Genomic DNA, 12,859 nt, shown 5'->3' on the forward strand with positions numbered 1-12,859 from the left:
CCTCAGGCGTAGATGTCGGTCCAGAGTTCCTCGAGCGCGGGCTCGGGGCTCTCCTTGGCGAAGTCGGCGGCCTCGTTCACGACGGCCTTGATGTCCTTGTCGATCGCCTTCAGGTCGTCGTCGGTGGCAAGATTGCCCTGGATCAGCAGGTCGCGGACATGTTCGATCGCGTCCTTCTCGTCGCGCATGCGCTGCACCTCCTCGCGGGTGCGGTATTTCGCGGGGTCGGACATGGAATGGCCGCGGTAGCGGTAGGTCATCATCTCGAGGATATAGGGCCCCTGGCCCGCGCGGCAGGCGGCGACCGCCTTTTCGCCGGCGGCCTTCACGGCCAGCACATCCATCCCGTCCACCGCCTCGCCCTTGATGCCGTAGGCCGCGCCCCGCTCCCACAGCGAGGGCGACTTGGTCGAACGCTTCACGCTGGTTCCCATCGCATACTGGTTGTTCTCGATCACGAAGATGACCGGCAGGCTCCAGAGCTTGGCCATGTTGTAGGCCTCGTAGACCTGGCCCTGGTTCGCCGCGCCGTCGCCGAAATAGGCGAAGGTCACGTTGTCATTGCCGAGGTAGCGGTCGGCGAAGGCCAGCCCCGCGCCGAGCGGCACCTGCGCGCCCACGATGCCGTGGCCGCCGTAGAAATGCTTCTCTTTCGAGAACATGTGCATCGAGCCGCCCTTGCCCTTGGAATAGCCGCCCTCGCGCCCGGTCAGTTCGGCCATGACGCCCTTGGCATCCATCCCGCAGGCCAGCATGTGGCCGTGATCGCGGTAGCTGGTGATGCGCTTGTCACCTTCCTTGGCGGCGGCTTCGAGACCGACCACGACGGCCTCCTGCCCGATGTAGAGGTGGCAGAAGCCGCCGATCAGGCCCATGCCGTAAAGCTGGCCGGCCTTCTCCTCGAAGCGGCGGATGAGCAGCATCTCGCGGTAATAGTGGAGAAGCTCCTCCCTGGATGCGTTGGATTGTTCCGGCGATTTTCTGGTGGCCATGGCGGCGCCTCCCGTCGCGACAAGTAGTTCAAGGCTAAACTACCTTTAACCCATAGGTCGGGCGGGAGCGAGAGCAATATTGAGGACGGCGGTGGCGCGCTCTTCGGGCCCCTCCGGGGCCGTCATCGCGCGCCGCTGCCGCGGGCAAACGGCACCGGACGGCGCCCAGGCGGATGCTGGCGCCGGTGGCTGTGGAGCGGTTGGTCTCAGGTCAGCGGATGACGATCTCGTCCGCCCGGACATAGCCCAGCGTCGCGCGGGCCTGTTCGTCGAGAAGGTCGACGTCCAGATAGCTGTCCGACAGGCGGCGCGTCTTGTTGCGCATCTCGGCGAGTTCGGCCGCGATCTGGTCGCGCTCGGCCCGGAGGGCTTCGGCCTCGGCCTTGATCTGCACCTGCCGGAAGACGCCATAGTCCCCCTGCACGGCCGCGAAGGTGAAATAGGCCGAGAGCGAGAAGGCCAGCGCGAAATAGAGGCTGGCGCCGATGGCGGGGCGGGAGGTCGGGATGTTCATGCTCTGCCTCTGGTCGCGCCCCTCGTTCGGCGGGGGCGGTGGCTGGCATCATGCCAGAGCGCAGGCGGGTTGGGAACCGAAAAGAACCTGCGGCGCAGGGGCAGGAGGGACGAGGCCCCCGGCCCTGGCCGCGGCAGGAGGTGGCCCTTCCCGCGAGGGAAGGGCCTGCGGGATCAGGCCCGGCCCTTGTAGATGTCCACGAGCTTGCCCAGCATCGCCAGCGCATCCTCGCGGCTCCGCTGGAAGCTGTTGCGGCCGATGATCGAGCCGTTGCCGCCGCCGTCGCGGATCGCGCGGGCGTCGTCATAGACCGAGTCCTCGCCCTTCTTGGCGCCGCCCGAGAAGACCACGACGCGACGGCCGGCGAAGGCCGCATCCATGCAGTGCTTCACCCGCGCTGCCTGGCTGGCCACGTCGATCTTCTGCTCTTCATAGACCTTCTTCGCCTCGGGCAGCATCAGATGGTCGGTCGAGAGCTTGATCTTGATGACATGCGCGCCGATCAGCGCCGCGATCTGCGCGGCATAGGCCGCCACGTCGATCGCCGTCTCGCCGTCCTTGGTGATCGCCTCGCCGCGCGGATAGGACCAGATCACGGTGGCGACGCCCTTGGCGGCGGCCTCCTTCCGCATCTCGACGATCTCTTCATACATGTCGAGCTGCGAGTCCGAGCCCGGATAGATCGTGAAGCCGATCGCCGCGCAGCCGAGCCGCAGCGCATCATCGACCGACGCCGTCACCGCCTGGTTCTTGCCCGCCGTGTCGCTCATCAGCGAGTTGGCCGAGTTCGCCTTGAGGATCGTGGGGATCTGGCCGGCGAACGTATCCGCACCGGCCTCGAGCATGCCCAGCGGGGCCGCATAGGCGCTCAGCCCCGCGTCGATCGCGAGCTGGTAGTGGTAATGGGGGTCATAGCCCGCCGGGTTCGGCGCGAAGGTGCGCGCCGGGCCATGTTCGAAGCCCTGGTCCACCGGCAGAATGATCATCTTGCCCGTGCCGCCCAGCTTCCCCTCCATCAGCATCCGGCACAGGTTGGCCTTCACGCCGGGCGTTTCGCCCTCATAATTGGCGAGGATCTTCTGAACTGCTCTGCTAGCGCGCATTCCGCTGGTCCTTTCAGTTGCGTCGAGACGGACTTAGTCCGGCGGAATGCGCATATCAATCTTGTTGGCGCTAACGTGGCGCCGCGGCGCGGAAAATCGCCTCAGACGTTCAGCGCGGCGACGCCCGGCAGCTCCTTGCCCTCCATCCATTCGAGGAAGGCGCCACCCGCCGTCGAGATGTAGGAGAAGCCCTCGGCCGCGCCGGCCTTGTTCAGCGCCGCGACCGTATCGCCGCCGCCCGCCACCGAGATCAGCTGGCCCGCCTTGGTGAGCTGCGCCACCTGCAGCGCCGCGGCATTGGTGGCGGCATCGAAGGGCTCGATCTCGAAGGCGCCGAGCGGCCCGTTCCAGATCAGCGTCCTGGCCGAGGCAAAGACCTCGGACAGCGCGGCCACCGTCCGGGGGCCTGCGTCGAGGATCATCGCGTCGGCCGGGCAGGCCGAAGCGTCCACGGTCTCGTTCGCGGCCCCAGCCTTGAACTCGCGCGCCACCACCACGTCGAGCGGCAGGTGGATCGTGCAGCCCGCAGCCCTGGCCTTGGCGACGATCTCGCGGGCGGTCTCGGCCATGTCACGCTCGGCCAGCGACTTGCCGACCTCGGTCCCCTGCGCCACGAGGAAGGTGTTGGCCATGCCGCCGCCGATCACCAGATGATCGACGCGGCCCACGAGGTTGCCCAGCAGGTCGAGCTTGGTCGAGACCTTGGCCCCGCCCACCACGGCCACCACCGGCCGCTCGGGCTGACCCAGTGCCGCGTCAAGCGCCTTGAGTTCCGCCTCCATCAGCCGGCCGGCGGCCGAGGGCAGCAACCGCGCGATGCCTTCGGTCGAGGAATGCGCCCGGTGCGCGGCCGAGAAGGCATCGTTGACATAGACATCGCCGAGCTTCGCCATTGCGGCGGCCAGTTCGGGGTCGTTCTTCTCCTCGCCGGCGTGGAAGCGGGTGTTCTCGAGCAGCAGCACCTCGCCCTCGAGCATGGCGGCCACGGCCTTCTCGGCCTCTTCGCCCACACAATCCGGCGCAAAGCTGACCTTGGTGCCGGGCAGCGCCTTCTGCAGCGCCGGCAGCACGAGGCGCAGGCTCATCTCATCCACGACCTTGCCTTTGGGGCGGCCGAAATGGGCCAGCAGCACCGGCTTGCCGCCCTTCTTCAGGATGTCCTCGACGGTGGGCACGATCTTCTCGATCCGGGTGGCGTCGGTGACCTCGCCGTTTTCCATCGGCACGTTCACATCCACGCGCACCAGCACGACCTTGCCCGCAAGATCCATGTCGTCGAGTGTCTTCCAGCCCATTCCGGTTCCTCCTGAGGCGACGTTTCCCGCTTCCAAGCCGATCGATGCCCGCCCGTCAACCGGCGTTCGGCCGCAGGCCGGCCAAATCAGACCTTTTCCTGACGGCGCCCCGCCACTAGGTTGGCCCCGATTGAAAGAGGAGGGCCCCATGGCCGAGATCAAGGACCCCGAGAACACCATCATCATGACGCTGAAGGACGGCGAGGTGGTGATCGAGCTTCTCCCGGACGTCGCGCCGAAGCACAGCGAGCGGATGAAGGCGCTGGCCCGCGCCAAGGCCTACGACAATGTCGTGTTCCATCGCGTGATCGAAGGCTTCATGGCCCAGACCGGCGATGTGGCCAACGGCAACACCGAAAACAACTTCAGCATCCGCCGCGCCGGGACCGGCGGGTCGGACATGCCCGACCTTCCGGCGGAATTCTCGAAACTGCCCCATGCGCGCGGCACGCTCGGCGCCGCGCGGTCGCAGAACCCGAACTCGGCCAACTCGCAGTTCTTCATCAACTTCCGCGACAACGATTTCCTGAACGGCCAATACACCGTCTATGGCCGCGTGATCTCGGGGATGGAGCATGTGGACAAGATCGTCCGCGGCGAGCCGCCGGCGAACCCGGACAAGATGCTGACGGTGCGGGTGGCCGCCGATGTCGTCTGAGCGGTTCCTCTTTGCGGGGCTGATGTCGGCGGGCCTTGCGGTGCTCGGCGGCTACGGGCTGTCGCAGTCGGCCGTCTTCGCGCAGGACGCCGAGGATGGCCCTGGCCCGAACCTCGTGATCGAGGTCTCGGGGCAGGCGCAGGGCGAGGTGGTCATCGACCTCCTGCCCGAGGTGGCGCCGCAGCATGTCGAGCGCATGGTCACGCTGGCGAAGGAGGGCGCCTATGACGGCGTGGTCTTTCATCGCGTGATCGAGGGCTTCATGGCGCAGACGGGCGATGTCGAGTTCGGCAAGGGTGACTCGCTGCGCCGCGCGGGAACGGGCGGGTCGAGCTATCCCGACCTGCCGGCCGAGTTCTCGGACGTGCCCTTTGCGCGCGGCGTGGTGGGGATGGCCCGCTCGGCCAATCCGAACTCGGCGAACTCGCAGTTCTTCATCATGTTCGCCCCCGGCGACTTCCTGAACGGTCAATACACGGTCGTGGGGCGGGTCGTTCAGGGCATGGATGTGGTGGACGCGATCACCCGCGGCGAGCCTCCGCGCACGCCCGACGTGATGACGAAGGTCTCGGTGGCCGAGTAGGCGCTGCGGGGCGGGGGGCTCGGCCTCCCGCCCTTTCGCAGTGTGCCGCCTCAGGACGCGCGCGGCCCCGCGGTTGCGCCGTGCGTGCCGCGCTCGCGGTAGGGTGTGGTCGCGTAATGCGCCCGGTAGCATTTCGAGAAATGCGAGGGGCTCGCAAAGCCGCAGGCCAGCGCCACGTTGATCACGCTCATGTCGGTCTGCATCAGCAGGTTGCGCGCCTTCTGCAGCCTCAACTCCATGTAGTAGCGTTTGGGCGAGCGGTTGAGGTAGCGACGGAACAGCCGCTCGAGCTGGCGGGTGGACATGCCCACCTCCTCGGCCAGATCGGCCGGGCTGATCGGGTCTTCGGTGTTGGCCTCCATCTTGCGGATCACTTCGGACAGCTTGGGATGCCGCACGCCGATCCGGCTCGGGATCGACAGGCGCTGCGTGTCCTGATCGGTGCGGATCGAGGAATAGATCAGCTGGTCGGCCACCGTATTGGCGATGTCGTCGCCCTGATCGCGGGCGATGATCTTCAGCATCATGTCGATCGAGGCCGTGCCGCCCGCCGTGGTCAGCCGGTTCCCGTCCATCACGAAGACCGACTTGGTCAGCCGCACCTCGGGGAACTCCTCGGTGAAGCCGTCCTGATTCTCCCAGTGGATCGTGGCCTTGCGCCCGTCGAGAAGCCCGGCGCGGGCGAGGGCATAGGCCCCGGTGCAGAGCCCGCCGATCGTCACCCCGCGGCGCGCCTCGCGCCGGAGCCAGTTGACGACGGCCCGTGTCGTGGCCTTCTGCACGTCGATGCCGCCGCAGACCAGCAGCACATCCTCGCGCTCGATCTCGTCGAGGCCCATGTCGAGCCGGAAGGCCGCGCCGTTCGAGCAGACGGCCTCGGCCCCGTTCTCGCCCGCAAGTGCCCATGCATAGATGGTCCGGCCCGAAATCCGGTTGGCGAGCCTCAGCGGCTCGATCGCTCCGGCAAAGGAGATCATGGTGAAGCGGTCGAGCAGCAGGAAGACGAACCGGCGCGGCTTGTCGGATCTGGCGGACCTTGCGGGGGAAACGGTCATGTTGCGACCTTGTGCGTCGTTTACAGCCCTGTGAAACAGGAAACGGCGCACCCTTCAAGGTCCTCCTTGAGCCAATTCCGCTTCCCAAGACCCCGCCCTTTCCGTATATGCCCCGCAGATCAAAGCTGCCGGAGGACCCGTCATGAGCAGGGGCTGGACCAAGACCGACTGGCGCGCCAAGCCGCGCATCCAGATGCCCGACTATCCGGAGGCCGCCGCCGTCGAGGCGGTCGAGGCGCAGCTTGCGAAATATCCGCCCCTCGTCTTCGCGGGCGAGGCCCGCAAGCTGAAGGCGGCGCTGGCCGAGGCGGCCGAGGGCCGCGCCTTCCTGCTGCAGGGCGGCGACTGCGCCGAGAGCTTTGCGGAATTCTCGGCCGACAACATCCGCGACACGTTCCGCGTGCTCCTGCAGATGGCGGTCGTGCTCACCTACGGGGCCAAGGTGCCGGTCGTGAAGATCGGCCGCATGGCGGGGCAGTTCGCCAAGCCGCGCTCGGCCCCGACCGAGGTCATCAACGGGATGGAGCTGCCGTCCTACCGGGGCGACATCATCAACGGCTTCGACCCGAGCCCCGAGTGGCGCATCCCCGATCCCCGGCGGATGCTGCAGGCCTACACACAGGCCGCGGCCTCGCTCAATCTGCTGCGCGCCTTCTCGACGGGCGGCTTCGCCGACATCCACCGCGTCCATTCCTGGACGCTGGGCTTCTGCGAGCAGGACAAGGCCGAGCGGTATCGCGACATCTCGAACCGGATCTCGGACGCGCTCGACTTCATGTCGGCCGCGGGCGTGAACGGTTCGACCTCGCACGATCTGGCGACGGTGGACTTCTACACCTCGCACGAGGCGCTGCTGCTGGAATATGAAGAGGCGCTCTGCCGGATCGATTCGATCACCGGCCAGCCGATCGCGGGCTCGGGCCACATGATCTGGATCGGCGACCGCACGCGCCAGATCGATGGCGCGCATGTCGAGTTCTGCCGCGGCGTGCTGAACCCGATCGGGCTGAAATGCGGCCCCTCGACCACGGTCGAGGATCTCAAGGTGCTGATGGCCAAGCTCAACCCGCAGAACGAGGCGGGGCGGCTCACGCTGATCGCGCGCTTCGGCGCGGGCAAGGTGGGCGAGCATCTGCCGCGGCTGATCAAGGCCGTGCGCGAGGAGGGCGCCAAGGTCACCTGGTGCTGCGATCCGATGCACGGCAACACGATCAAGGCGGCCTCGGGCTACAAGACCCGCCCGTTCGACTCGGTGCTGCGCGAGGTGCGCGAGTTCTTCGCGATCCACAAGGCCGAGGGCACGATCCCCGGCGGCGTGCATTTCGAGATGACCGGGCAGGACGTGACCGAATGCACCGGCGGCCTGCGTGCGGTGACGGACGAGGATCTCTCGAACCGCTACCACACGGCCTGCGATCCCCGTCTCAACGCCTCGCAGTCGCTGGAGCTGGCCTTCCTCGTGGCCGAGGAACTGACCACGATGCGCGAAGCGGGCCGGCGCGTGGCGCTGTAGCCTCGCACGACGTCCGCACCCCGAAAGCCGCCCATAGGGGCGGCTTTTTCATCCGGCTCAGTCCGACTTGACCAGCCGCAGGTGCGCGCGGCCCGGCTTGGCGCGGGGCGGCGGCGGAGCGGCCTCGAACCCGGCCTCGGAGAACTCGGGCAGTCGAAGGCGCGGCAGGGGCCGCTCGGGCGGCATCGCCTCGATCATCTCCACGGCCGAGCGCGTGATCGTCAGCTTGCGCGGCGCCCGGCCGATCTCCCCTTCGGTCACGAGGCAGCCGAAGACCAGCGGCGGCTCGCCCTCCGAGCGCAGGGGCAACAGCAGCAGCCGCCCCGTGAGAGCCTGCCGCCCGAGCGAGGCGGGCGATTCGATCCAGACCTCGCCAACGCCGGGGCCGGTGAAGACCCGTCCCAGAACCTCGGCGAGACGGTCACGCGAATCGAAGCCGAACATGGTCGAGATCGGGATGCCCCGCACGTCGATGCCCAGAAGATCGGCCAGATGCATGCCGGCAAGGCGGAAGCGCGCCATGCCCGGCGCGATCCGCTCGGCGAGGAAGGCGCACCCCAATGCGCCCTCGATGCGCCGGGGGTCGATGTCGGCGCGGCCGGGCAGCTCGCCGCCCGCGCGGCAGCGCAACTCGTGCCAGTGGCTCCGCACGACCAGCAGCGCGGCGGGATCGACGCCCGCGCGTCCCCCTCCGCCCGGGTGACCGATGCCGGTGCCGCCGAACCTCATGCCCATGACTTCTCTCCCGTTTCCCGTGGCTGCGCGCGGGTTGCCGCGCATCCGCCGCTCTGTTATGCGCCGCTGCGGGCGAAGCCGGGCTCCGGCCGCAATGGTTATCCAAATGTTAATCTACCCCTCCTTTCGTATCTCCGGGTGAAAATTCTGAGACGATGGTAAACGAACGGCGGGGGTCGGGGAGGACTGCATGATCAGCTCGATGACCGGCTTCGCGACGCGGAAGGGCCAGGGGCACGGCCATTCGTGGCTGTGGGAAGTGCGCGCGGTGAACGGAAAGGGGCTGGATCTGCGGCTCAGGGTGCCGGACTGGATCGAGGGTCTCGAACCTGCGATCCGGGCCGAGCTGGGCCGGGCGCTCAACCGGGGCAGCGTGAGCCTGTCGCTCAAGGTGGCGGCCGAGGGTGGCTCCGAGGGGCTGCGGGTCAATCCGGCGACGCTCGACGCGGTGCTGCGGGCGATGGGCGACGTGGAGGCCGCCGCGCGCGGGACGGGGATTGACCTCCGCCCGGCCAGCGCGACCGAGGTTCTTGGGCTGCGGGGCGTGCTGGAACAGGCGTCAGGGGTCGAGGATACGGGCCCGCTGCGGGCGGCGCTCCTGGCCGAACTGCCTGAGCTGCTGGCGGATTTCGCGTCCATGCGGCGCACCGAGGGCGAGGCGCTGGCGCGGCTGATCGCGGCCCAGCTCGACCGGATCGAGGCGCTGACCGCCGCCGCCGCCACCGAGGCCGAGGCCCGTCGCGCGGCCGCGCCCGTCGCGCTTCGTGAGAACATGGCGCGCCTGCTCGCCGCGGGCGACGGCCTCGACGAGACCCGTGTCGCGCAGGAACTGGCGCTTCTGGCCGTCAAGCAGGACGTGACCGAGGAACTCGACCGGCTCGCCGCGCATGTGACCGCGGCCCGGAGCCTTCTGGGCGAGAGCGGCCCGGTCGGCCGCCGCCTCGATTTCCTCGTGCAGGAATTCATGCGCGAGGCGAACACGCTCTGCTCCAAGGCCCAGTCGCTGGCGCTGACGCAGGTCGGCCTCGACCTCAAGACCGTCATTGACCAGATGCGCGAGCAGATCCAGAACGTGGAGTGACCATGGCGCGGCGCGGACTTCTCCTCATCCTTTCCTCGCCCTCGGGCGCCGGAAAATCGACCCTGTCCAAGCGGCTGATGGCCTGGGACCCGACGATCCGATTTTCGGTCTCGGCCACGACCCGCCCGCCGCGGCCCGGTGAGGTGGACGGACGGGACTACTACTTCCTGTCGAGGGAGGCCTTCGCCAACCATGTCCAGCGCGGCGAGATGCTGGAATATGCCGAGGTCTTCGGCAACGGCTACGGCTCGCCCAAGGCTCCGGTGATCGAGGCGCTCGAGGCCGGGCGCGACGTGCTCTTCGACGTGGACTGGCAGGGCGCGCAGCAGATCCGCAACTCGTCGCTCGGACGGGACGTGCTGTCGATCTTCATCCTCCCGCCCTCGATCGAGGAACTCGAGCGACGGCTGCGCTTCCGCGGGCAGGACAGCGACGAGGTGATCCGCGACCGGATGCGCAAGAGCCGGGACGAGATCAGCCACTGGGCCGAATACGATTATGTGCTAGTCAACGAGGACCTTCAGGAGACCGAGGAAAAGCTGAAGCGGATCGTGTCCGCCACGCGCCTTCGCCGCGAGACGCAGCCGACGCTGGTGGATCACGTCCGCGAACTGAACAAGGAGTTTGACGCCCGATGATCTATGCACTGAACGGCGTGGCGCCGCGCATCGACGCCGAAGCCTGGGTCGCACCCGATGCCAACGTGATCGGCAAGGTGGTGCTCGAGGCCGGCAGCTCGGTCTGGTTCGGCTCGACCCTGCGCGGCGACAACGAAGAGATCGTGATCGGTGCCGGCTCGAACGTGCAGGAAAACTCGGTGCTGCACACCGACTGGGGCTTTCCGCTGACGGTGGGGCCGAACTGCACCATCGGCCACAAGGCGATGCTGCACGGCTGCACCATCGGCGAGGGCTCGCTGATCGGCATGGGCGCCACGGTGCTGAACGGGGCGAAGATCGGCCGCTTCTGCCTGATCGGCGCCTGCGCTCTGATCACCGAAGGCAAGGAGATCCCCGACTTCTCGCTGGTCAAGGGGGCTCCGGGCAAGGTGGTGCGCGAACTGACCGAGGAGGAGCGCGCCCGTCTCATGGCCTCGGCCGAGGGCTATGCCGCCAATGCCCGCCGCTTTCGTGCGGAACTGACCGCCCTCTGATCCGACCCACAGGGGCCCCGGCTCGCAGCCGCCGGGGACGCCTGCTGCGGGTGCGAGGCAACACCTCGCCCCGCGCGTTGCAGCATGGGGCGGGTCCGTCTGGCGCCGGGCCGCATCGCATGGCAGGAAGGGCGCGCAGCCATGCGGGAGACGAGGATGCAGGAGCAGGACGCAGCCCAGCTTCTTGAGGGAGTGCCGCTGCCGCTCGTCCTGATCGGGCCCGACGAGCGGATCAGGTCGGCCAACGCGCCCGCCCAGCGTCTCTTCGGGGCGACGAGCGTGGCCCGGCATTATGTCATGGCGATGCGCCAGCCAGCGTTGCTGGACGCGATCGAGGGGGCGCTCCGGCTCGATCGGCCGGGACGGGCGCGCCACATCATCACCGGCCCCTCGCGCGAGGTGACCTACCGTGTGACGGTGACGCCGGTGCCGGTGGCGGGCGAACGGTGCGCGCTCTGCGCCTTCGAGGACATCACCGAGCAGGAACAGATGGGCGCGATCCGCCGCGACTTCGTGGCGAACGTGAGCCACGAGTTGCGCACGCCGCTGACCGCGCTGCTCGGCTTCATCGAGACGCTGCAGGGCGCCGCGCGCGAGGATCCGGCGGCCCGCGCGCGGTTCCTTGCGATCATGGCGCGCGAGGCGGGCCGCATGAACCGTCTGGTGCAGGATCTTCTCTCGCTCAGTCGGGTGGAGGCCGAAGAGCGGGTGCGGCCGGTCACGCAGGTCGATGTCTCGGCCGTGATCGGTCAGGCGGTGGCCGCGCTGCGGCCGATGGCCGAGGCGGCGGGCGTCGCGATCGAGCGCACCGGCGAGACCGGGCACCTCCCCCTGCCGGGCGACGCCGACCAGCTGACGCAGGTCTTCCACAACCTGATCGAGAACGCGGTGAAATACGGCGCCTCGGGCAAGCTCGTGACCGTCGAGGTGGCCCGCGACCCCGACGGGCTCGCGCGGTTGGGGCCGGCCGTGCGGATCGAGGTGGTGGACCGCGGCGAGGGGATCGACGCGATCCACCTTCCGCGTCTCACCGAACGGTTCTACCGCGTGGACAACCACCGCTCGCGCGAGAAGGGCGGGACGGGGCTCGGCCTCGCCATCGTCAAGCATATCGTGAACCGCCACCGCGGCCGCTTTCGGATCGAGAGCGAACTGGGCAAGGGCAGCCGGTTCATCGTGACGCTGCCCGCCTCCTGAAGTCGAGGGGCGCGGCCGGCTATCCACCGGGCAGGGTCAGAGCCGCGCGATCCGCTCGGCAAGGAGGTCGAAGAACCCGTCGGCGTCGAGGTCGCGCATGAAGAGCGCATTCGGCGCCCGGTCGCTGACCCGCCACCAGTCGGCCACCGTCATGCCGGTCGTGAAGCGGCCCTCGGTCTCGATCTCGACATTGATGTGCCGCCCGAGGAAGAGGTCGGGGTTCAGCAGCCATGCGATCACGCAGGGATCGTGCAGCGGCGCGCCCTCCGCCCCGTATTTCTCGCGGTCGAACCGCTCGAAGAAGTCGGTCCACTCGGCTACCATCCGCCCCGGCCGGGTGCCCATCTCGCGGAAGCGGCGCACGCGCGCGGGGCTGGTCAGGGCCTTGTGGGTGACGTCGAGCGGCATGACGACCAGAGGCACCCCCGCCCCGAAGACGATCGCGGCGGCCTCGGGATCGACATAGATGTTGAACTCGGCCGAGGGGGTGATGTTGCCGACCTCGAAATAGGCGCCTCCCATCAGGACGATCTCGCGGATGCGCGGCGCGATGTCGGGCGCGCGCCGCAGGGCGGTGGCGATGTTGGTGAGCGGGCCCAGCGGGCAGAGGGTGACGCTGCCCTCAGGCTCGGTGCGCAGCGTCTCGATCAGGAAATCGACGGCGTGCCGGTCCTGAAGCGGCATGGTCGGATCGGGCAGGGCGGGGCCGTCGAGGCCGGTCTTGCCATGCACATGCTCGGCCGTGACCAGCTTGCGCACGAGCGGCGCGTCGCAGCCGGCAAAGACCGGAATGTCGGTCCGCCCGGCGATCTCGCAGATGATCCGGGCGTTCTTCTGCGTGAGCGGCAGCGGCACGTTCCCCGCAACCGCCGTAATGCCCAGAACCTCAAGCTCGGGGCTTGCCAGCGCCAGCAGGATAGCCACGGCGTCGTCCTGTCCGGGGTCGGTGTCGATGATGATCCGGCGGGGCGTGGTCATGG

At 68.4% G+C, this 12,859-nt stretch carries 14 protein-coding genes; 7 read left to right on the forward strand and 7 right to left on the reverse strand.

Annotation, left to right across the window (positions count from 1 at the left end; translation table 11 throughout):
• Positions 1–2 precede the first annotated feature (2 nt).
• The 4 genes from pdhA to LV780_RS05125 form a co-directional block, all read right to left on the reverse strand.
• Positions 3–992, reverse strand: a complete 990-nt coding sequence (pdhA, locus tag LV780_RS05110; protein WP_011908132.1) for a pyruvate dehydrogenase (acetyl-transferring) E1 component subunit alpha — start codon at positions 990–992, stop codon at positions 3–5.
• Positions 993–1,203: 211 nt separating this feature from the next.
• Positions 1,204–1,506 carry an FtsB family cell division protein gene (locus tag LV780_RS05115; protein ID WP_101340381.1) on the reverse strand — a complete coding sequence of 101 codons (303 nt, stop codon included), beginning with the start codon at positions 1,504–1,506 and terminating at the stop codon, positions 1,204–1,206.
• A 173-nt stretch (positions 1,507–1,679) separates the two neighbouring features.
• Entirely contained in the window at positions 1,680–2,609 is a 930-nt protein-coding gene (locus LV780_RS05120) for a class I fructose-bisphosphate aldolase (protein WP_011908134.1), read from the reverse strand.
• Positions 2,610–2,710: 101 nt separating this feature from the next.
• Entirely contained in the window at positions 2,711–3,904 is a 1,194-nt protein-coding gene (locus LV780_RS05125) for a phosphoglycerate kinase (protein ID WP_101340382.1), read from the reverse strand.
• Between the two features lie 148 nt (positions 3,905–4,052).
• Between LV780_RS05125 and LV780_RS05130 the strand changes: the two genes are divergently transcribed.
• Both LV780_RS05130 and LV780_RS05135 read left to right on the forward strand, forming a co-directional pair.
• Positions 4,053–4,562 carry a peptidylprolyl isomerase gene (locus LV780_RS05130; protein WP_011908136.1) on the forward strand — a complete coding sequence of 170 codons (510 nt, stop codon included), beginning with the start codon at positions 4,053–4,055 and terminating at the stop codon, positions 4,560–4,562.
• Positions 4,552–5,145, forward strand: coding sequence for a peptidylprolyl isomerase (locus LV780_RS05135; protein ID WP_101340383.1), 594 nt, complete (start codon positions 4,552–4,554; stop codon positions 5,143–5,145). Before LV780_RS05130 ends, LV780_RS05135 begins: the two co-directional genes overlap by 11 nt.
• Before the next feature lie 50 nt (positions 5,146–5,195).
• Here the strand turns inward: LV780_RS05135 and LV780_RS05140 are convergent, their stop codons facing one another.
• Complete coding sequence (locus LV780_RS05140) at positions 5,196–6,200, reverse strand: GlxA family transcriptional regulator (protein ID WP_011908138.1); 1,005 nt, start codon at positions 6,198–6,200, stop codon at positions 5,196–5,198.
• 142 nt (positions 6,201–6,342) lie between these two features.
• Between LV780_RS05140 and LV780_RS05145 the strand changes: the two genes are divergently transcribed.
• On the forward strand, positions 6,343–7,713 hold the full coding sequence (locus LV780_RS05145; RefSeq protein WP_117344943.1) for a class II 3-deoxy-7-phosphoheptulonate synthase: 1,371 nt from the start codon (positions 6,343–6,345) through the stop codon (positions 7,711–7,713).
• 57 nt (positions 7,714–7,770) lie between these two features.
• Here LV780_RS05145 and LV780_RS05150 read toward each other — a convergent pair whose 3' ends face one another.
• Complete coding sequence (locus LV780_RS05150) at positions 7,771–8,448, reverse strand: PAS domain-containing protein (RefSeq protein ID WP_108220818.1); 678 nt, start codon at positions 8,446–8,448, stop codon at positions 7,771–7,773.
• 190 nt (positions 8,449–8,638) lie between these two features.
• Between LV780_RS05150 and LV780_RS05155 the strand changes: the two genes are divergently transcribed.
• The 4 genes from LV780_RS05155 to LV780_RS05170 all read left to right on the forward strand — a co-directional run bounded on the left by LV780_RS05155 (position 8,639) and on the right by LV780_RS05170 (position 11,879).
• Positions 8,639–9,529, forward strand: coding sequence for a YicC/YloC family endoribonuclease (locus tag LV780_RS05155; protein ID WP_101340385.1), 891 nt, complete (start codon positions 8,639–8,641; stop codon positions 9,527–9,529).
• A gap of 2 nt (positions 9,530–9,531) precedes the next feature.
• Positions 9,532–10,167: a guanylate kinase gene (gene gmk, locus LV780_RS05160; protein WP_101340386.1), complete on the forward strand. Its 636-nt coding sequence runs from the start codon at positions 9,532–9,534 to the stop codon at positions 10,165–10,167.
• Complete coding sequence (locus LV780_RS05165) at positions 10,164–10,682, forward strand: gamma carbonic anhydrase family protein (RefSeq protein ID WP_108220817.1); 519 nt, start codon at positions 10,164–10,166, stop codon at positions 10,680–10,682. Before gmk ends, LV780_RS05165 begins: the two co-directional genes overlap by 4 nt.
• A 156-nt stretch (positions 10,683–10,838) precedes the next feature.
• Positions 10,839–11,879: a sensor histidine kinase gene (locus LV780_RS05170; RefSeq protein ID WP_101340432.1), complete on the forward strand. Its 1,041-nt coding sequence runs from the start codon at positions 10,839–10,841 to the stop codon at positions 11,877–11,879.
• A 36-nt stretch (positions 11,880–11,915) separates the two neighbouring features.
• On the opposite strand, the gene LV780_RS05175 is transcribed toward LV780_RS05170, so the two are convergent.
• Positions 11,916–12,857 carry a nucleoside hydrolase gene (locus LV780_RS05175; protein WP_108220816.1) on the reverse strand — a complete coding sequence of 314 codons (942 nt, stop codon included), beginning with the start codon at positions 12,855–12,857 and terminating at the stop codon, positions 11,916–11,918.
• Between the last annotated feature and the right edge of the window lie 2 nt (positions 12,858–12,859).

This window comes from Cereibacter azotoformans (assembly GCF_021391315.1).
In the GTDB taxonomy this organism is placed as follows: Bacteria; Pseudomonadota; Alphaproteobacteria; order Rhodobacterales; family Rhodobacteraceae; genus Cereibacter_A; species Cereibacter_A azotoformans.

Excerpts from the sequence above, each read along its gene's own strand:
- LV780_RS05115 (WP_101340381.1), bottom strand. The coding sequence starts at position 1,506 with ATGAACATCCCGACCTCCCGCCCCGCCATCGGCGCCAGCCTCTATTTC.
- LV780_RS05120 (WP_011908134.1), bottom strand. The coding sequence starts at position 2,609 with ATGCGCGCTAGCAGAGCAGTTCAGAAGATCCTCGCCAATTATGAGGGC.
- LV780_RS05135 (WP_101340383.1), top strand. The coding sequence starts at position 4,552 with ATGTCGTCTGAGCGGTTCCTCTTTGCGGGGCTGATGTCGGCGGGCCTT.
- LV780_RS05145 (WP_117344943.1), top strand. The coding sequence starts at position 6,343 with ATGAGCAGGGGCTGGACCAAGACCGACTGGCGCGCCAAGCCGCGCATC.
- LV780_RS05165 (WP_108220817.1), top strand. The coding sequence starts at position 10,164 with ATGATCTATGCACTGAACGGCGTGGCGCCGCGCATCGACGCCGAAGCC.
- LV780_RS05130 (WP_011908136.1), top strand. The coding sequence starts at position 4,053 with ATGGCCGAGATCAAGGACCCCGAGAACACCATCATCATGACGCTGAAG.
- gmk (WP_101340386.1), top strand. The coding sequence starts at position 9,532 with ATGGCGCGGCGCGGACTTCTCCTCATCCTTTCCTCGCCCTCGGGCGCC.
- LV780_RS05170 (WP_101340432.1), top strand. The coding sequence starts at position 10,839 with ATGCAGGAGCAGGACGCAGCCCAGCTTCTTGAGGGAGTGCCGCTGCCG.
- LV780_RS05150 (WP_108220818.1), bottom strand. The coding sequence starts at position 8,448 with ATGGGCATGAGGTTCGGCGGCACCGGCATCGGTCACCCGGGCGGAGGG.
- LV780_RS05155 (WP_101340385.1), top strand. The coding sequence starts at position 8,639 with ATGATCAGCTCGATGACCGGCTTCGCGACGCGGAAGGGCCAGGGGCAC.
- LV780_RS05125 (WP_101340382.1), bottom strand. The coding sequence starts at position 3,904 with ATGGGCTGGAAGACACTCGACGACATGGATCTTGCGGGCAAGGTCGTG.
- LV780_RS05140 (WP_011908138.1), bottom strand. The coding sequence starts at position 6,200 with ATGACCGTTTCCCCCGCAAGGTCCGCCAGATCCGACAAGCCGCGCCGG.
- pdhA (WP_011908132.1), bottom strand. The coding sequence starts at position 992 with ATGGCCACCAGAAAATCGCCGGAACAATCCAACGCATCCAGGGAGGAG.
- LV780_RS05175 (WP_108220816.1), bottom strand. The coding sequence starts at position 12,857 with ATGACCACGCCCCGCCGGATCATCATCGACACCGACCCCGGACAGGAC.